13 protein-coding genes and 2 pseudogenes are annotated in these 17,087 nt (G+C 62.2%); 6 read left to right on the top strand and 9 right to left on the bottom strand.

Annotated elements, in window-relative coordinates:
* Window positions 1–48: 48 nt before the first annotated feature.
* The 5 genes and pseudogenes from AC3WJP_RS01765 to AC3WJP_RS01745 all read right to left on the bottom strand — a co-directional run.
* A pseudogene (locus AC3WJP_RS01765) lies at window positions 49–828 on the bottom strand (ABC transporter ATP-binding protein); the annotation flags it as partial.
* Window positions 825–1,727 (bottom strand): ABC transporter permease, encoded by a 903-nt coding sequence (locus AC3WJP_RS01760; protein ID WP_493719504.1) that lies wholly within the window; start codon window positions 1,725–1,727, stop codon window positions 825–827. The pseudogene AC3WJP_RS01765 and the gene AC3WJP_RS01760, both read right to left, overlap by 4 nt.
* A 3-nt stretch (window positions 1,728–1,730) precedes the next feature.
* Entirely contained in the window at window positions 1,731–2,681 is a 951-nt protein-coding gene (locus AC3WJP_RS01755; protein WP_493719503.1) for an ABC transporter permease, read from the bottom strand.
* Window positions 2,678–4,342, bottom strand: a complete 1,665-nt coding sequence (locus tag AC3WJP_RS01750; RefSeq protein ID WP_493719502.1) for an ABC transporter substrate-binding protein — start codon at window positions 4,340–4,342, stop codon at window positions 2,678–2,680. The genes AC3WJP_RS01755 and AC3WJP_RS01750 overlap by 4 nt, the downstream gene beginning before the upstream one ends.
* A 251-nt stretch (window positions 4,343–4,593) precedes the next feature.
* Window positions 4,594–5,751, bottom strand: coding sequence for an acyl-CoA dehydrogenase family protein (locus AC3WJP_RS01745; protein ID WP_493719501.1), 1,158 nt, complete (start codon window positions 5,749–5,751; stop codon window positions 4,594–4,596).
* A 248-nt stretch (window positions 5,752–5,999) separates the two neighbouring features.
* On the opposite strand from AC3WJP_RS01745, the gene AC3WJP_RS01740 reads away from it, so the two are divergent.
* The 5 genes from AC3WJP_RS01740 (at window position 6,000) to AC3WJP_RS01720 (ending at window position 12,157) form a co-directional block, all read left to right on the top strand.
* Window positions 6,000–6,965: an ABC transporter substrate-binding protein gene (locus AC3WJP_RS01740; RefSeq protein ID WP_493719500.1), complete on the top strand. Its 966-nt coding sequence runs from the start codon at window positions 6,000–6,002 to the stop codon at window positions 6,963–6,965.
* Window positions 6,966–7,254: 289 nt separating this feature from the next.
* A complete protein-coding gene (locus tag AC3WJP_RS01735; protein ID WP_493719499.1) occupies window positions 7,255–7,854 on the top strand; it encodes a sugar dehydrogenase complex small subunit in 600 nt (199 codons plus the stop codon).
* Window positions 7,851–9,503: a GMC family oxidoreductase gene (locus AC3WJP_RS01730; protein ID WP_493719498.1), complete on the top strand. Its 1,653-nt coding sequence runs from the start codon at window positions 7,851–7,853 to the stop codon at window positions 9,501–9,503. Before AC3WJP_RS01735 ends, AC3WJP_RS01730 begins: the two co-directional genes overlap by 4 nt.
* 4 nt (window positions 9,504–9,507) lie before the next feature.
* Window positions 9,508–10,977, top strand: coding sequence for a c-type cytochrome (locus tag AC3WJP_RS01725; RefSeq protein WP_493719497.1), 1,470 nt, complete (start codon window positions 9,508–9,510; stop codon window positions 10,975–10,977).
* 157 nt (window positions 10,978–11,134) lie between these two features.
* Window positions 11,135–12,157: an aldo/keto reductase gene (locus tag AC3WJP_RS01720; RefSeq protein WP_493719496.1), complete on the top strand. Its 1,023-nt coding sequence runs from the start codon at window positions 11,135–11,137 to the stop codon at window positions 12,155–12,157.
* A gap of 54 nt (window positions 12,158–12,211) precedes the next feature.
* Here the strand turns inward: AC3WJP_RS01720 and AC3WJP_RS01715 are convergent, their stop codons facing one another.
* Entirely contained in the window at window positions 12,212–13,264 is a 1,053-nt protein-coding gene (locus AC3WJP_RS01715) for a Gfo/Idh/MocA family protein (RefSeq protein WP_493719495.1), read from the bottom strand.
* 135 nt (window positions 13,265–13,399) lie between these two features.
* Entirely contained in the window at window positions 13,400–13,768 is a 369-nt protein-coding gene (locus AC3WJP_RS01710) for a winged helix-turn-helix transcriptional regulator (RefSeq protein WP_493719494.1), read from the bottom strand.
* A 99-nt stretch (window positions 13,769–13,867) separates the two neighbouring features.
* Here AC3WJP_RS01710 and AC3WJP_RS01705 point away from each other — a divergent pair, with 99 nt between their 5' ends.
* On the top strand, window positions 13,868–14,617 hold the full coding sequence (locus tag AC3WJP_RS01705; RefSeq protein ID WP_493719605.1) for an SDR family NAD(P)-dependent oxidoreductase: 750 nt from the start codon (window positions 13,868–13,870) through the stop codon (window positions 14,615–14,617).
* A 152-nt stretch (window positions 14,618–14,769) separates the two neighbouring features.
* Here AC3WJP_RS01705 and AC3WJP_RS01700 read toward each other — a convergent pair.
* Both AC3WJP_RS01700 and AC3WJP_RS01695 read right to left on the bottom strand, forming a co-directional pair.
* Window positions 14,770–15,485 (bottom strand): annotated as a pseudogene (locus AC3WJP_RS01700) (transposase); the annotation flags it as partial.
* Between the two features lie 344 nt (window positions 15,486–15,829).
* On the bottom strand, window positions 15,830–16,897 hold the full coding sequence (locus AC3WJP_RS01695; protein WP_493719493.1) for a DNA-binding protein: 1,068 nt from the start codon (window positions 16,895–16,897) through the stop codon (window positions 15,830–15,832).
* Window positions 16,898–17,087: the final 190 nt, after the last annotated feature.

Here is a 17,087-nt window from a genome sequence, read left to right as displayed (position 1 = left end):
CTGGCGGCTGGTGTTGCCGATCGGTACCGGGCTGGGCCGATTACCGAAGGCCGGCGCGGCAGCCAGCAACTCCCGGGTATAGGGCTGCCGCGGATTGGACAGCACCTGGCCGGCAGGCCCTTGTTCGACCAGTTCACCGCTCTTCATGACCAACACGCGGTCGGCACGATCGGCCGCCACGCCCAGGTCATGAGTGATGATCAACAACGAGATACCACGGGCTTTGACCAGTTGCTCAAGGTGATCGAGGATGCGCCGTTGCACGGTCACGTCCAGGGCACTGGTGGGTTCGTCGGCGATGATCACCTGCGGGTTGCCGGCCAACGCGATGGCGATCAGCACACGCTGGCGCATGCCGCCGGAGAGTTCATGAGGATATTGCCGGGCGCGCAACTCGGGGTTGTCCAGCCCCACTTGTTCGAGCAGTTGCAGCACATCGGCATCCAGCGCCGGATAGCGCCGGCCGTGGAGCTGGATCAGGCTCTCGGCAATCTGCCGGCCGATGTTCAAGGTCGGGTTGAGGCTGACCATCGGGTCTTGTGGCACCAGGCCGATCACCCGGCCGCGCAACTGGCGTTTGAGCTTGTCATTGGCATGGCTGATGTCGTGCCCGGTGACCCGCAAGCTGCCGCCATCGACGCGAGCACTCACCGGCAGCAGGCCCATCAAGGCGCTGGCCAGAGTGGTCTTGCCCGAGCCGGATTCGCCGACGATGGCCAGGGTCTCCCCGGCCACCAGAGTGAAGGACAGATTGCGCACGGCCGCGGTGACGCGGCCGCCGCTGTGGTAACTGACGCTGAGGTTGTCGACCTCGATCAAGTCGCTCATCGCTCCAGCTCCTCGAAGGTGCGCGCCATGTGGTTGAGGCTGAACACCACCAGCACCACATACAGCCCCGGCAGCAAGGACACCCACGGCGCGGTGATCAGAAACTGCCGGCCATTGGCGATCAAGGTGCCCCATTCCGCCGCGGGCGGTTCCGCGCCGAAGCCGAGGAAGCTCAAGCCGGCGGTGGCGAGGATCGCCGCACCGAAATCCAGGGTGGCGAGCACTGCCACCGGGCCCCAGGCATTGGGCAATACATGGCGCAGCAGCGTGCGCCCCCAGCTGGCACCCCCCAGGCGCGCGGCCTCGACGTAGGGCAGGGTCTTGACCCGCAGCACCTCAGCGCGGGTAGTGCGGGCGAAGCCGGGGATGATGCCGACACCCACCGCAATGGCCACCGGCAGTGTGCCGAAACCGATGGCGGTGACTATCGCCAACGCCAGCAGCAGGCCGGGCAGCGCTAGCATCACGTCGATGAAGCGCATGATCACCGCGTCCACGCGCCCACCGATAAAGCCCGAAACGATGCCCAGGCCCAGGCCACTGACCAGCGCCAGACCGACCGCCAACAGCGCGGCCTCGACCGACAGCCGCGAGCCGTACAGCACGCGCGTGAACAAGTCGCGGCCCAGTTCATCGGTGCCGAACCAGTGCGCACTGCTGGGTGCCAGCAGCTTGGCGGCGGGCGCGGTGGCGTAGGGGTCGAGGCCGCTGAACAACCACGGCATCAGGCCCGCCAGCAGCGTGAAGGCGATAAGCGCGGTGGCCAGCACGAAGCCTGGCCGACGCCGCAAGGGCGCCGCCACATCGAGCAGGCGTAGCCAGCGGCGCCGTGGCTGCCACAGCGGCAGTTCAACAGGTTCGCTACGGGCGCGAGTGGACAGTTGATCGAAGGCGGTCATGGTTCAAGTCACCTTGGGGGCATGAGTGATACGTGGGTCGAGTACCGGATAGAGCAGATCGACCAGCAGATTGACCAGTACGAAGGCCGCGGCGGATACCGTCACGATCCCCAGCACCACCGGAATGTCCTGACGCATGACCGCCTCCTGAACCAGGCGACCGACACCGTTGCGGGCGAAGATGGTTTCCACCAGCACCGCCCCGGACACCGTGTTGCCGACCTGCAGGCCGATCAGCGTCAGCAGCGGCAAGGCCGCGTTGCGCAAGCCATGGCGGGCCTGCACCTGAGCGCGACTCAGGCCCTTGGCGTAGGCGGTGACGATGTAAGGTTCGCGCCAGACATCGGCGAAGCCGCGCTGCAGCACCTGCGCATACACCGCAGCGCTGGGGATCGCCAAAGTCACGGCAGGCAACACCAGGCTGGAAAAGCCGATGCTGCCAGTGGACGGGAACCAGCCCAGGCCGAAGGCGAAGACCTGGATCAACAGCAAGCCCATCCAGAACACCGGCACCGAAAAGCCCAGCGCCGGCAGGCGCGCAAGCGCGGTTTTCAGCGGCTGCCAGCGCACATAAGCCGCCAGATAGGCCAGGCCGATGCCGCCGAGCAGTGATAAAAGGATCGCGAACCCGGCCAGCGACATCGTCTGCGGCAGGCGCTCGGCGAGGATCGAGGTCACCGGCCGGTTCAGCGTCAGCGATTGCCCGAGGTCACCGTGCAACACGCCCCAGAGCAAGTGCACGTAACGCTGGATCAAACCTTGCTCGAGACCGTAATAGGCGCGGGCCTTGGCCAACTGCTCGGGCGACAGCGAATCGACCTCCATTCCGGAAGCGCTGAGCATGATCGACAACGGATCACCGGGCAGCAGGTACAGGATGAAATAGGTCACCGTGTAGGCACCCCAGAGCACCAGCCCGGCCTGAGCGATCCGCCCGAGCAGATAGCGCTTCATGGCTTGACCTCGATGTCGTTGAGGAACGCGAAGCCTTCGGCGCTCCAGTGGAAGTTCTTCACCCGCGCGGCGGTCGCGGCCTGCCACACGCGCTCGTAGACCGGGATCGCCGAGCCTTGATCGATCAACAAGTCTTGCAAGCCGTCATAGGCCTTGGCGCGCTGCTCGGAAGTAGTGGCGGTGAGGCCCGCGTCGAACAACGACTGCGCCTGGTCGAGAATGGCGGGCGGGTAGATGTTGGTGGCCACTGTGGCGCTGTAGGCACTGCGCGGATCGAGGATGGTCTGCAGGATGATCGGGTCGGCGCGGGTCATGTAGGTGGAGGTCAGGTCATAGTTGCCCGAGGAGTTCGCCGCAGCCCATTCGGCTTTGGTCTGGACCCGCAGTTTGAGGTCGACGCCGACCTTGCGCAGCTGGTCCTGGATCAGCACATCGCCCGGGGTCTCCTTGATCGCCAGGTTGTCGACCAGCGTGAGGCGCTTGCCATCCTTGGCGCGGTAGCCGTCGGCACCTTTGCGCCAACCGGCTTTATCCAGCAATTGCTCGGCGCCCTGCGGGTCATAGCCGAGCTTGGCGCCTTGGCTGCGGAAATACGGCGTGCTGACGTCGAACACGCCATCGACCACCGGGAAGTCCTGGCTGTACACGGTGCTGGCGTAGGTCTTGCGGTCGATTGCCTTGAGCAGTGCCAGGCGTACGTTGATGTCGGACAGGATGCGCGTGCCGCTGGTGTTGGGATACAGGTTCAAGGCCGGGCCGGGCAACGAGCGACTCTGGATGCTGGCACCCTTGCTCTGGAACAGCTTGAGGTCGACTTCGGAAAACGGATCGCGGGGCCAGAGAATATCCACCTGACCTTGCAGGAATTGACCGTTGCGCACGCTTTCTTCCGGGATGTAGGAAACGTCTATCGTGCTCAGATGGGCCTCGCCCTTGTTCTGCACGTTGTCCGAGGCCCAGGCGTAGCCTTTGCGCTTGACCAGACGCAGGCCGGATTCCGGGGTGTAGTGATCCAGCACGAACGGGCCAGTGCCGATGATCGCACCCAGCGAGCGCTCCTTGGCCGTCTTGCGATAGGACTCAGGCGCCAGGATGCCCAGATTGGTGGTGGACGTTGCCTGGAGAAAACCGGCGTTAGGCCGCGCCAGCACCAGCTTGACGGTCAGCGGATCGATCACTTCGGCGTGGTCATAACCGGCCAGATAGGTCGAGCCGAATGCACTCGGCACGGCAGCGGCGAAGGCCTTGTCGGTGTCGAAGGCGGTTTTGACCGCTTGTGCATCGAAGGCTTCGCCGTTGCTGAAGGTCACTCCTTTGCGCAGATGGAAGGTGTATTCACGGGCATCGGCGCTGATGTCCCAGCGCTCGGCCAGCCAGGGAATGATCTTGCCGGTTTGCGGGTCCTGATCGGTCAGGGACTCGGCGATATTGCGCAGCACTACACGGTGTTCCAGCCAATAGACCTGAAACGGATCGAGGCTCACCAACTGGGTGTTGTCCGAAAAGAAGGCGATCTTCAAGGTGCTGGCGGCCTGGGCATCTGCCTGCGAGGGTGAGCAGCCTGGCAAGCTCGCGGCGGCAGCCAGCAGCACTGCCAGGGCCAGTGCGGTGCGAGGCGCGGGGATGCGGGCCAGGGAGCGGAGCAGGGAGGGGGTAGGCATAGCGAGCGTCGTCCATTGCGTCTGGCGCTGGCCCGGGGTGGGGGTGCAGGTTCGATAGCGTCAAAGTAGGTTCATGGGCGTGACGAGGTCGTCTGCGCTCGATGGTATTTGCATAAGCATAAGCGTGGAAATGCCTTTTTCGAATATGCATATTATTCAATTCGCGCATCTAGACATCTGAGAAAGATGCAATTCCATGATATCAACCTTGTGCGAGTGGCAGGCGAGGGTGGTGCCCTCGCCGTTTTTCCTCAGCCCAGCGCGCTGCGTCCCGCCGCTGCCAGCACTACATCGTCCTGAGGGGTATGGACGCGGCTGCACAGCACATTGCGAAAGTGCCGTTCCAGCGGGTTTTTGCGCGACAGCCCCGGGTTGCCGGCGGCCTCGATCGCCAGTTCTACCGCCTGAATCGCGTTGGCACTGACCAACTGCTTGAGCTGACCCGCGTGCGCCGAGTCCATTTGCCCGGCGCAGGCACTGTCGAGCAGGTGGCGGTTGGTAAACAGCAGGGTATCGATACGCCCGACCACTTCGTGGAAGCGCGGCAGCGTCGACAAGGGCTTGCCGAGGTTGGTCGGCACTCGCTCCTGGAGAAACGACACCAGCCAGTCTCGCGCAGCATGGGCCACGGCGTCGTACAGGCTGCCCAGCAGCACCGACATCCACAGCAAACCCTCACCATCCAGCACTGCCTGGGGCGCACTGGCAGGGTTGACCGACACGGCATGATCAAGGGGCAGCAAGACATCGTCGAACTCCACCCGATGGCTGCAGGTGGCGCGCATCCCCAGGTGGTCCCACTCGTCGACGATGCGCACGCCGGGACTGTCCTTGTGCACCAGAAAGCCACCCACCAGCGGATCGGCGTCATCACTGCGAGCCCAGACCAGATACCAGGTCAGGCCATGGCTGCCGGTGCAGAATTGCTTGCTGCCGCTCAGGCGCCAGCCCTCGGTGGTACGGCGGGCAATGGTGGCTGGCAAGCCGCCACGCGCCGGGCTGCCGAGATCGGGTTCGACGCGAAAGGCATTGATCAGCGCGCCATGCTCCACAGCGTCGCGGCCCAGGCGCTGACGCAATGCCGCGGGCCAGCGCTGGTCGTCCTGCAGACGCAGGTGCTGCAGGTACTGCATCACCAGGATCAACGCCGTCGAGGGTTCCCCCTTGGCGACGGCGGCAATCACCTTGCGCGCGGTAGCCAGATCGCTGCCGCTGCCACCCAATGCTCTGGGCACGGTGAGGCTCAACAGACCATGGCTGTGCAACAGCGCGAAGTTGGCGGTCGGGAAGGTCCCGAGCCGATCCTGTTCGGCAGCGGTAGCAGCCAGTGTTTCGGTGATCGATGCCAGCACGGCATCCAGATCCAGAGGTTGTGGCGCGGGGCTGAACTGCGCAGCGGAAAAGGTCATCGGGCGCGTCTCCATGGGGCCGATCGGTAACAAGCGTTCACAGGGCTCGTCCGTAAGGGTAGGGGTCATGACCCTATGCCGGTCGATGGGTCCGTGTGAAATGCTTTATAGATCTAAGCTAATGATCATATTTCGCATATTAGGATATGCATAAAATGCATTTCACTGATTCTGTAATTCCATTTACAGTATAAAAAAATCAGATTAAGACGATTCAGTTCTATTTTTTCTCTTGAAAGGACCCGCACATGCCTCACTTCGTACGATCAATAGCGTTCGGCGCCGCCTTGCTGCTGGCCGGCAACGCCCTTGCAGCCGATCGCGTGGAACTGCGTATCGGCGACCAGAAGGGCAACATGCGCGCGCAACTGGAAGCTGCCGATGCACTGCGTGACCTGCCTTATGACATTCGCTGGTCCGAGTTTCCCGCGGCCGCCCCATTGGCCGAGGCGCTGAACGCCGGCGCCGTCGACGCGGGCATCATCGGTGACGCGCCGCTGCTGTTCGCGCTGGCCGCGGGAGCGCAGGTCAAGGCCATCGCCGTGGACAAGTCCGATGGCTACGGCACCGCGGTGCTGGTGGCGCCGGATTCGCCGCTCAAGACCGCTGCCGACCTCAAAGGCAAACGCATTGCCACCGGGCGCGGCTCGATCGGCCACTTCGTCGCCCTCAAGGCCTTGGCCAGCGTCGGCTTGAGCGAGAAGGACGTGGACCTGCGCTTCCTCGGCCCAGTGGACGCGAAGATGGCCCTGGCCAATGGCTCGGTGGATGCCTGGGCGACCTGGGAACCCTATACGGCGCTTTCCGAGCTGAGCAAACAGGGCAGGGTGCTGGTCAATGGTAGCCAGTTGACGACCGGCAACAGCTTCCTGGCAGCCACCGACACGACATTGGCCGATCAAGCCAAACGTGCCGCGTTGCAGGATTATCTGGCCCGAGTGGCGAAGGCGCAGGTGTGGGCGTACAACAACCTCGACAGTTATTCGCGCAGCCTGGCGAAGATCATCGGCTTCCCGGAAGACGCGGCGCGCCTGCAGTTCGAGCGGCGTAAATTGCACTGGGAAACCCTGGATGCCCACACCATCGACCAGCAGCAGGAGACGGCCGACTTCTATCAGGCCCACGGCCTGATCAGCAAACCACTCGATGCCAAAACGACCTTCGCTCAGGGTTTCAGTATTCCGGCGCATGACGGCGTGGCGAAGCAGCCCTGACTGACGAAACGCCCAAGGGATGGGCGATTAGCTTATTTTGCGCAACAGTGTTTTGCGAAGATGTAACAAGATTTTTCTTGATAGTGGCATTGTTTCATACGACCCTACGCGGCAATTCGCCACAGTGCGCGGCTGCACGGAAGCCAAGGCAGCGCAGGGCGGACATCAACCTGTCGGGATCCTCACCCGACAGGTTTTTTTCAGACTCAGTATGAAACCGGTTTCAGTGCTTGCGACCCTGCCCTTAGAGCATGGCGGCGTACTGTTCAGAGCCCTTGAAGAGATCAACATGAAGCACACCCCCCCTCTGACTTGCGAACAGACGACCGCCGCGCCGCCCGGCCCTTGGGCCGCGCCGATGCATCGCCGCACCGTGTTGTTGGGCATGACGGCCAGCGCGCTGAGCCTGGGGCTTGCCAGCCTCGCCATGCCCGGGCTGACATTCGCCGCGCAAGCGCCCGGCCTCAACGCCGCGCGTTTTCTGCAGGCTTCGCAGGTGTTGACCGGTTACGACAACCTTGATCCCCTGACCGCCCAGCGCATCAGCGCAGCGATGATCGCCCAGCAACCGGCAGTCGCCGCACAGCTCGGCACCCTGGCAGATCTGGTGCTGGAGCCCACTAACCTGTTCAACGCCGAGGCCTTGCTGGCCGCCGCCAAACAGGCCGGCGTCGGTGATGCTGCCCTGGCCGTGGTCGCCGCCTGGTTCAAAGGTACCGTGGGGCACGGCCAGAGCGCCCAACTGGTGGCCTACAAGGAAGCACTGATGTATCGCCCGGTCAGTGACGGGCTGATCGTGCCGACCTACTGCGGTAACGGCCCACTGTGGTGGACCGCGCCGATTCCAGATGCCAGTGCACCCGCCGCCGGACCGAGGACAGCCGTATGAAAGCCCCCGTATTTGCAGAGAACGGCGATGTCAGCGCCGACGTTATCGTGGTCGGCTCCGGGGTTGCCGGTGCGCTGATCGCCAATCAGTTGATCAGCGAAGGCTACTCGGTGGTCATCCTCGAAGCCGGCCTGCGCATCCAGCGCGCCCAGGCCGTCGAGAACTGGCGCAACATGCCGTTCGACAACCGCATCGGCTCGGACTTCCAAGGGTTGTACCCGCAGGCGGAACACGCGCCAGCACCGCTGTACTTCCCGAAAAACAACTACGTCGGCCTTGATGGCCCGAGTGGCAGCAGCTTCCAGCAGGGTTACCTGCGCACGCTGGGCGGCACCACCTGGCACTGGGCGGCCTCTTGCTGGCGCCACTTGCCGGTGGACATGCGCATGCGGTCCGAATATGGCGTGGGCCGCGACTGGCCGATCAGCTATGACGAGCTCGAACCCTATTACTGCCGCGCCGAAGAAGCCATGGGCGTGGCCGGCCCCAGCGACCCGGAGATGCAATCGCCGCGCGAGCGCAGCAAACCGTACCCGATGGACATGGTGCCCTGGGCCTACGGCGACAAACGCTTCGCCGAAGTGGTCAATGCCCACGGCTACAAGCACATCCCGATTCCCCAGGGCCGCAGCACGCGTCCATGGAAGGGCCGACCGACCTGCTGCGGCAACAACAACTGCCAGCCAATCTGCCCGATCGGTGCGATGTACAACGCCATTCACACCATCGAAGAAGCCGAGCGCCATGGCGCGGTGTGCATCACCGAAGCGGTGGTCTACAAGGTCGATACCGACGCGAGCAACCGCGTCAGCGCCGTGCACTGGCTGCGCCCCGATGGCTCTTCGCGCAAAGCCACCGGCAAGGTCTTCGCCTTGGCCTGCAATGCGCTGGAAACCCCGCGCCTGTTGTTGATCGCCGCCAACGAGCAAAACCCCAATGGCATTGCCAACTCGTCCGACCAGGTCGGGCGCAACATGATGGATCACTCGGGTTTCCACTGCTCGTTCCTCGCCAACGAGCCGCTGTGGATCGGCCGCGGTCCGGCCCAGAGCAGCTGCATCGTCGGCCCGCGTGACGGTGACTTCCGTGGCCAGTACTCGGCCAACAAGATGATCCTCAACAACATCACGCAAGTCACCAAGGCCACCGACCAGGCCTTGGCCATGGGCCTGGTGGGTCAGGCCCTGGAAGCGGAAATCCGTCGCCGCGCCAGCCACGGTGTCGACCTGTCGATCAGCCTCGAGCCATTGCCGGACCCGAACAATCGCCTGACCCTCAGCAAGACCCGCAAGGACCCGCACGGCCTGCCGTGCCCGGACATCTACTACGACGTCGGCGACTACGTGCGCAAAGGCGCCGAAGCCGCGCACAAACAGTTGGAGCACATCGGCCAGCTGTTCGGCGCTACCGAGTTCGTGATCACCACCAGCCTCAACGCCAACAACCACATCATGGGCGGCACCATCATGGGCAACGACCCCAAGGATTCGGTGGTCGATGGCAATTGCCGCGCCCATGACCACGCCAATCTGTGGTTGCCCGGTGGCGGCGCGATGGCGTCGGCCAGCGTGGTCAACACCACACTGACCATGGCCGCCTTGGCGATCAAGGCAGCCGACTCCATGAGTCAGGCCCTGGCGCGAGGATAAGCCGATGATCACTCAACGTTTACGTGCTGCATCCCTTCAGGCAGCGCTAGGCCTGACCCTGCTTGGCGCGGGTCTCAGCCTTCCAGCCTATGCCCTGGACTCCGTGCCAGCCGCCGCTACCACGCCGGTGGCTGCGCCGCCGACCCTGGAAGAGCAGGGCAGACGTCTGGCCGTCGCCGGTGACTGCATGGCGTGCCATACCGTCCCCGACAGCGACAAACCCTTCGCCGGTGGCTATGCGATCAACTCGCCCTTCGGCGCGATCTACTCCACCAACATCACACCGTCGAAGACCGCGGGCATTGGCAACTACACTGCGGCGCAATTTGCCGCCGCGGTGCGTGACGGTATCCGCGCCGACGGCAGCCATCTGTACCCGGCCATGCCGTACACCTCGTACGTGCACTTGACCGATCAGGATGTCGCCGCGCTGTATGCCTACTTCATGCATGGGGTCAAACCGGTGGACCAGCCCGCACCGGTCACCGCGCTGAACTTCCCGTTCAACCTGCGCTTCTCGATGATCGGCTGGAACCTGCTGTTCCTCGACAGCCGCGATGCCACGCCGGCTGTGGCCAGCACCGCGCAGTTGCAGCGCGGCGAGTACCTGACCAACACTCTGGAACACTGCGGCGCCTGCCACACGCCGCGTAACCCTTTGATGGCGGAGATCAAGAGCAAGGCGCTCTCAGGCGGCATGGTCGGGCCCTGGTACGCGCCCAACATCACCTCGGATCCGGTCAGCGGCATCGGTGGCTGGAGCGATGACGAGCTGATCGAATACCTGGGCACCGGCCACGCCAAGGGCAAGAACCAGGCAGCTGGCGGCATGGCCGAAGCGGTGCAGAACAGCTTGCAGTTCCTGCCTCGCGAGGACCTGGCCGCCATCGTCGCTTACCTCAAGAGCACCAAGCCGGTCAGGGAGCCGGGTGCCACGGTTGCCGCGTTCGACTACAACGGCAATGGCAACGGCCTGGCGGAAAGCACCCTGCGCGGTGTCGGCAAGTTCAACGAGCATGACAGCCTGCACAGTGGCGAAGCGCTCTACAGCGGTCTGTGCGCCAGCTGCCACCAGCCGTCAGGGAAGGGCAGTGCCAACCAGGCCTATCCATCGCTGATGAACAATACCGCTACTGGTCTGAGCACACCGGCCAACCTGATCTCGGCGATTCTGTACGGTGTCGATCGCCTGGACGGTGAGCATCACGTACTGATGCCGCGCTTCGACAGCCTGTCCTACGTCCAGCCGCTGAACGATCAGCAGGTGGCTGACATCGCCAACTACGTGTTGCAGCACTACGGCAACAGCGCGGTGAGGGTTTCGGCCAAGGATGTGACCGTTGCTCGTGGCGGCGGCGAGGCGCCGTTGCTGGCGGTGGTGCAGCCGTACATCCTGCCGGCCATGGTCGTCGGTGCGGTGGTGGTGATCGGGCTGGTGGCGCTGTGGTTGCGCCGGCGTCGTACGCTGCGCTGATCACTGCCGGGTGTTCTCGCGCGCTGACTTGTCCAGTGCGCCAGAACACCCACCGGCCCTGAGCCCGCCAACATATCGATAGAACATTTTCGTCGGTGTGCCTTGGGGCTTTTTCCGGTACTAATAGGGGCCACATCCGACCCCCACAGGAGTGGCTATGAGCAGCATCGAGTACCGCAACCTTGGCCGCAACGGCATCAAGGTTTCGCCTATTACCCTCGGCACCATGATGTTCGGTGGCCAGACCCCTGAAGACGTCGCCAAGCGCATTACCGACAAGGCTTTCGCCCAAGGCATCAATTTCATCGACACTGCCAACGGCTACAACGGCGGTGCCAGCGAAGAAGTGGTCGGCCGGTTGATCGCCGATCGACGCGCCCAGTGGGTGCTGGCGACCAAGTTCGTCAACCCCAACCCCGGCGGCGATGGCCCGAACAACAAGGGCGCGTCACGCAACAACGTCATCCAATCGGTCGACGCCAGCCTCAAGCGCCTGAACACCGACTACATCGACCTGTTCTATCTGCACCGCGAAGACAACGACACCCCCGTGGAAGAAACCCTGCGCGCGCTGTCGGACCTGATTCGCGCCGGCAAGATCCGCACCTACGGACTGTCCAACCACCGCGCCTGGAAGCTCGCCGAGTTCAGTCGTACCGCTGACTTGCTCGGCATCGAGCGGCCATCGGCGTCGCAGCCGCTGTACAACCTCGCCAACCGTCAGATCGAGTCCGAGCATCTGCCGGCCGCCGAGTACTACGGCATCGGCGTAGTGCCTTACAGTCCACTGGCCCGCGGCGTACTGACGGCCAAATACGATCCGTCCCAGCCGCCGTCGCCAGAGTCCCGTGCCGGTCGCAGCGACCCGCGTCTGCAGCAGACCGAGTGGCGCCCGGAATCTCTGAATATCGCGCAACGGGTCAAGGAGCACGCCGAGGCCCGTGGCATTACCCCGGGTCAATTCGCCCTGGCGTGGGTACTGAACAACGCCCTGGTGACCTCGGCGATTGCCGGGCCTCGTACCGAGGCGCAGTGGGACGATTACGTGCCGACGCTGGATTACGTCTTCACCGCCGAAGACGAAGCCTTCATCGATGATCTGGTGGTGACCGGGCATTCGTCGACCCCGGGATACAACGACCCCAGCCATCTGTTCGTGGGGCGCAAACCGCGCCGTTGAATGGCAGGCTGATGTTCAAGGCCGCCTGAACCGGCCTTGAGCATCTACAGCGGTCTAATCCCCCTGGATTTCGATCACCCGCCCGGTCTTCGCCGCTTCGACGATGGCCTCGGTGACGATCAGATTGCGCAGACCATCGTCGACGCTGACCAGCGGATCGACTTCACCGCGCACCACCGCCCCGAAGTGCTCCATCTGGTGCACCAACGGGTCTTGCCGCACCATACCCACCACTCCCACCTCGAACGGCTTCCACCACGAACGATCCTGCGCGCGGCAGTAGGTCTTCAGGCGCATGGTTGGGATCGACAGGCTGCCGTTGGTGCCGGCGATCACATAGCAATCTTCATCGTCATAGCTTGCATAGGCCTTGTTCTCCTGGGACGTCTGTTCCCAGCTACGCGGCGAAGCGGCCGTATCGGAGAGCATGAAGGTACCCAGCGCGCCATTGGCGAAGCGCAGGTTGATGGCTACCGTGTCCTCGACCTGATGCTGACGCACCGCATTGGAGGCGAACGCCTGCACCGCCGTGACCTCACCGGCGAGCATGCGCAGGTTGTGCACCTCGTGGATCATGTTCAGCAGGATCGGGCCAGCGCCGGGCAGGGTACGCCACGGCGCATCGCTGAAATACTGATCGGGCTTGAAAAACACCGCGCTGCCCATCACCGACACCAGGCGGCCCAGCACACCGCTCTGCAGTACCTCGCACGCTTTGGCCATGATCGGACTATGGGCACGATGATGGCCGATCAGGATGCGCGCGCTGTGTTCCTTCGCCTGGCGGGAGAGGGCACGGCCTTCGGCAACCGTCGGCGCCACGGGCTTTTCCAGCAGCATCGGCAGCTGGGCCGCCATGCACAATTGTGCATGGGCCACATGAAACTGATTGGGCGTGGCGAGCACGACGCCGTCCGGACGATCCTTCTCGAGCAGTTCCTCCAGGGAGCGATAGAGCGGCACGCCGGCTTTGTCCGCCACGGCCTGAGCCACGGAGGAGGGGTCGACTACCGCAGACAACCCGCAGGATGGGCTGTGCAGCAAGACATCAATGTGCGCCTGGCCGATATAGCCAGCGCCGGCGACGGCGATACGGGTTCTGGTCATGGCTGCAGATACTCCGCGCAGGGTATCCGGGATGAGATCGTCATGGGGGAGCCTCTGTTTGTAGTTGTTTGAGGGCTGCACGAACAATGAAATAACGATAACTCAACTAAATAGACATTTAGTTGAGTTATATAATTATTGCATATCAGACGGGGTGAGGGCGGCCATACGCCGTTCGCCGATACGCTCGACGGTATTCATGTGCTCGGTGCCCCAGGCACATAAAGCGCCTAGCGCCGTGGCCAGCGATTGACCGAAGGGTGTCAGCGAATACTCCACCTTTGGAGGAATTTCCTGAAAATCGCGCCGAGCGATGATTTCGTCCCGTTCCAGCTCCTTGAGCTGCTGAATAAGTACCTTGTCGGTCACGCCACCGACCGCGCGCCTAAGCTCTCCATAGCGATGAACGTCCCGGGACAGATGATAAAGGACCAGCGGTTTCCATTTTCCGCCGATCACTGCCAAAGCGGCGTCGAGTCCGCAACTGTAGGTGTTGTTTGCCATGATGGTGCTCGCTGTCAGGGTACTTACCTAAAGGTGCATACTATTCAAACGGAATGCACGGATCTACAGTTGAGCCTCAACTTTCATAGGGAAACACTCATGAACAGTCTCAACGGTAAAATCGCGGTCATCACCGGCGGCAATAGCGGGATCGGCCTGGCCAGCGCCATACGCTTCGCTGCCGAGGGCGCGCAGGTGGTCATCATCGGCCGTCGCCAGGAGGAACTGGACAAGGCCCTGACGCTGATCGGCGCTGAAGCCATCGGGATCCAAGGGGATATCTCAAAGCTGGATGACCTGGATCGGATCTTCGCAGAAATCAAAGCCAGCAAGGGTCGGATCGACATCCTGTTCGCCAACGCCGGACTGGGCGATTTTCAGCCGATCGGATCGATCACCGAAGAATCCTTCGACCGCACCTTTGGTATCAACGTCAAAGGCACGCTTTTCACCGTGCAAAAAGCGCTGCCGTTGATGGGCACTGGCGGCTCGATCATCCTCACCGGTTCGACGACGGGATCCACCGGTACTCCGGCGTTCAGCGTGTACAGCGCCACAAAGGCGGCGCTGCGCAATTTCGCCAGGAGCTGGGCCCTTGACTTGAAAGGCACTGGCATTCGCGTCAACGTCCTTTCGCCAGGCCCGATCGCCACGCCGGGGCTGGACCTTGCGCTGGCAACTACTGGCCAGAAGGATGTGATCATTGACGGCATGACTGAACAGGTGCCACTGGGGCGCATTGGTGATGCTGAAGAAGTTGCGGCGGCTGCGGTGTTTCTTGCTTCGGGCGAGAGCAGCTTCATGACCGGGAGTGAGATGTTTGTGGATGGTGGGTTGGCGCAGGTTTGAGGCTTGTGTGATGGATTGGGGGGTTGTGCTGGGTGGAGTGTGGCTAAGTGACTGGCGCTGACTGGATGCTATAGTAGTTCGCATAATGTATATTATGTTAAATCTAGTATGGATGACGAGTTGCTGACCAGCAGCGCGCCCGACCTACATACGCTGGTCGTAACGGCAATCCTGCCTTCATGCCGGCGCTGCACGCCTGGCTGTTTGACGCGGCGTTCCAGCAGCAGATTGTGATCGCGCATGACGCGGTAAACCCGCTTCACATTGATCGGGGCCAGTGACTGGGCTTCACGCTCGCGGCGCAGCAACCCCCAAACACGACGGTAGCCATAGCTCGGCAACTCGCTGACTTGCCGCTTAACCTCAGCGACCAACTCCGTATCGTTCACGAGCCGACGTCGCCGTACTTTGGGCGATACCGATTGCTTGATCCGAACCGTTAATTGCGAGCGCGACACACCGAGACATTCGCTGACCAGTTTCACTGGTCGTCCCCCGGCAACAAGGGTGAGTGCGCAATCCATTTTCGCGACCGGGCGATCTCCACGGCCTCTTTGAGGACTTCGGCTTCCATCGTCTTCTTGCCCAGCATCCGTTGTAATTCGCGGATCTGCTTGAGCGCGTCGGTCAGTTCCGACGCAGGTACAACGGCCTCGCCAGCACTGACCGCCGACAAGCTTCCGTCCTGATACAGCTTGCGCCACAGGAACAGCTGGTTGGCGTTGATGCCGTTGCGTCGAGCCACCACGGACACACTTTGTCCGGGTTCAAGGCTCTCGCGAACCATGGCCAACTTCTGGTCGGTACTCCAGCGGCGCCGGCGTTCCTGGCCGAGCAGCTCGCCACCCTTATCGTTGCTGTTAGTCATAAACATACCCGTTTGCCTATCCCTTATCTTAAGGGGGGAACGGTGTCCTGTCTTTCATGGGGCTCGTTCACGGCGCCCCACTCGCCCAGGTTACCAAGGGCGGGATCGCCCGGTTCATGTCCTCGAACATCTCCCGCGAACCGACCATGATGCCTCGTACGATCACCCTTCCCGCCTCTGCAACTACGTAGATGCATCGCTCTTGGTGCTTGTGGCGATTGCGTCCGCTGATCGCCTCAGAGCATGACGGAACATACCGTCAGTCATCATCACCGCAAGGCAATAGTGAGCGCGTTTCAGGGAAGAGAAATCCCCGCTCTTTGGGGATGCAGGTACATTCATGGTCAACTCCTCCGTGTTTTTGGCTGTTTTGCGCCGGGGCGTTTAGAGGCTGAGGCATCGGCTGTCTCACCATTGCTCTCTTCAGGCCGAGCCTGCTCCGAAAGTTCACGCCGGAGCCGCTCGTTTTCAGACTCAGCAGAAGCAAGCCGCAGTTTCAACGCTAGCTCCCGCTCGCTGCTTCTGGCAGCAGTCTCATTAAAGGCCTTCGCGTCCAGTCGGAGCGTAGCGATCTGTTGCTGAAGCTGCTCCGTGACACCAGCCGACTTCGCCTCTGCCAGCTGCAAGCCCTGGATCTCACCTGTCAGGGTCTGAATCCGCGCTTCATGGGCATGAAGGACTTTAACTTGCTGCCGGGACTCTCCCAGCAACCGCTCGTTGTCACGGTTCAGGCGCGTCAGGTCATCCTGCTTCAGTACCAAGGTTTCCTGAAGTTTGCGCTGTTCCACCTGTGCCTCATGAAGTTGCGATTCATGCCGGCGCTGATCTTGATCGCGCTGTTCCTTGACGGACTCTCGGTAATGCTCCAGCGCGCCGCGGGCATGGACATGCTTCTCCTCGAGGGACTGGATCTGTTTGTCCCTGTCGCCCACCAGGGCTTCAAGGTCGGTGCAGCGCTGGCTGATCCCGGCGTTGCGCGTCAGCTCAGCCTGAAGCGAGGACTGCGTGGTTTGAAGATCAGCGGTCTGAGCTTCAATCGCTGCTTGCTGCGTGTCCAGCTGTCTGCGCGCAGCGGTCAGCTCGGATTGCAGACTGACGATCTGTGCTTCGAGAGCCACGCGCTGCAGATCGAAAGCTGATCGGGCCTGTTCGATCAACTCATCGCCCTCCTCCATCAGCCGATCCAGAAGGCTTCCAACCATAGCTGAAAGCTCTTCGCCCATACGCTCTCGCGACGATGGCGGACGCGGATCGAAAGATTCTATCTCCTTCAGATAGCGAGAAATGGTGGTTTTGGAGCCCGTATTTCCTAGCTCGACGCGTACCGCGTCGATGCTCGGGTACATGCCCTTGGAGAGCAAAGCCTGCCTCGCTTTTTGCACTACAGCCTTGTTTATACCGCCGCGGGCCATGGGATCTCCTACGATTTCGTGTTGTGTTACGTACCGTGTAATTACGTAATACGTTAGCACTAAAAATTAGGATAAAAAAGTAGGAACATGGAAAGCTATAATAGGTAGTTATGGCTTCTTGACTCCGAAAATCGCTTTTCAACGCCGCTTAAGGTGTGGAAAGCTGCAATCACGCAAATTTTGAAGGCAA

Source organism: Pseudomonas sp. GW821-FHT01A09, from assembly GCF_058986725.1.
The sequence above is the reverse complement of the archived record's forward strand: the minus strand, read 5'-3'. Positions and strand labels throughout refer to the sequence as shown.

What these genes read in the sequence shown, in the direction of transcription:
- AC3WJP_RS01735 (WP_493719499.1), top strand. Translation starts at nt 7,255, where the DNA reads ATGAAGCACACCCCCCCTCTGACTTGCGAACAGACGACCGCCGCGCCG.
- AC3WJP_RS01750 (WP_493719502.1), bottom strand. Translation starts at nt 4,342, where the DNA reads ATGCCTACCCCCTCCCTGCTCCGCTCCCTGGCCCGCATCCCCGCGCCT.
- AC3WJP_RS01745 (WP_493719501.1), bottom strand. Translation starts at nt 5,751, where the DNA reads ATGACCTTTTCCGCTGCGCAGTTCAGCCCCGCGCCACAACCTCTGGAT.
- AC3WJP_RS01760 (WP_493719504.1), bottom strand. Translation starts at nt 1,727, where the DNA reads ATGACCGCCTTCGATCAACTGTCCACTCGCGCCCGTAGCGAACCTGTT.
- AC3WJP_RS01695 (WP_493719493.1), bottom strand. Translation starts at nt 16,897, where the DNA reads ATGGCCCGCGGCGGTATAAACAAGGCTGTAGTGCAAAAAGCGAGGCAG.
- AC3WJP_RS01720 (WP_493719496.1), top strand. Translation starts at nt 11,135, where the DNA reads ATGAGCAGCATCGAGTACCGCAACCTTGGCCGCAACGGCATCAAGGTT.
- AC3WJP_RS01705 (WP_493719605.1), top strand. Translation starts at nt 13,868, where the DNA reads ATGAACAGTCTCAACGGTAAAATCGCGGTCATCACCGGCGGCAATAGC.
- AC3WJP_RS01715 (WP_493719495.1), bottom strand. Translation starts at nt 13,264, where the DNA reads ATGACCAGAACCCGTATCGCCGTCGCCGGCGCTGGCTATATCGGCCAG.
- AC3WJP_RS01725 (WP_493719497.1), top strand. Translation starts at nt 9,508, where the DNA reads ATGATCACTCAACGTTTACGTGCTGCATCCCTTCAGGCAGCGCTAGGC.
- AC3WJP_RS01710 (WP_493719494.1), bottom strand. Translation starts at nt 13,768, where the DNA reads ATGGCAAACAACACCTACAGTTGCGGACTCGACGCCGCTTTGGCAGTG.
- AC3WJP_RS01755 (WP_493719503.1), bottom strand. Translation starts at nt 2,681, where the DNA reads ATGAAGCGCTATCTGCTCGGGCGGATCGCTCAGGCCGGGCTGGTGCTC.
- AC3WJP_RS01740 (WP_493719500.1), top strand. Translation starts at nt 6,000, where the DNA reads ATGCCTCACTTCGTACGATCAATAGCGTTCGGCGCCGCCTTGCTGCTG.
- AC3WJP_RS01730 (WP_493719498.1), top strand. Translation starts at nt 7,851, where the DNA reads ATGAAAGCCCCCGTATTTGCAGAGAACGGCGATGTCAGCGCCGACGTT.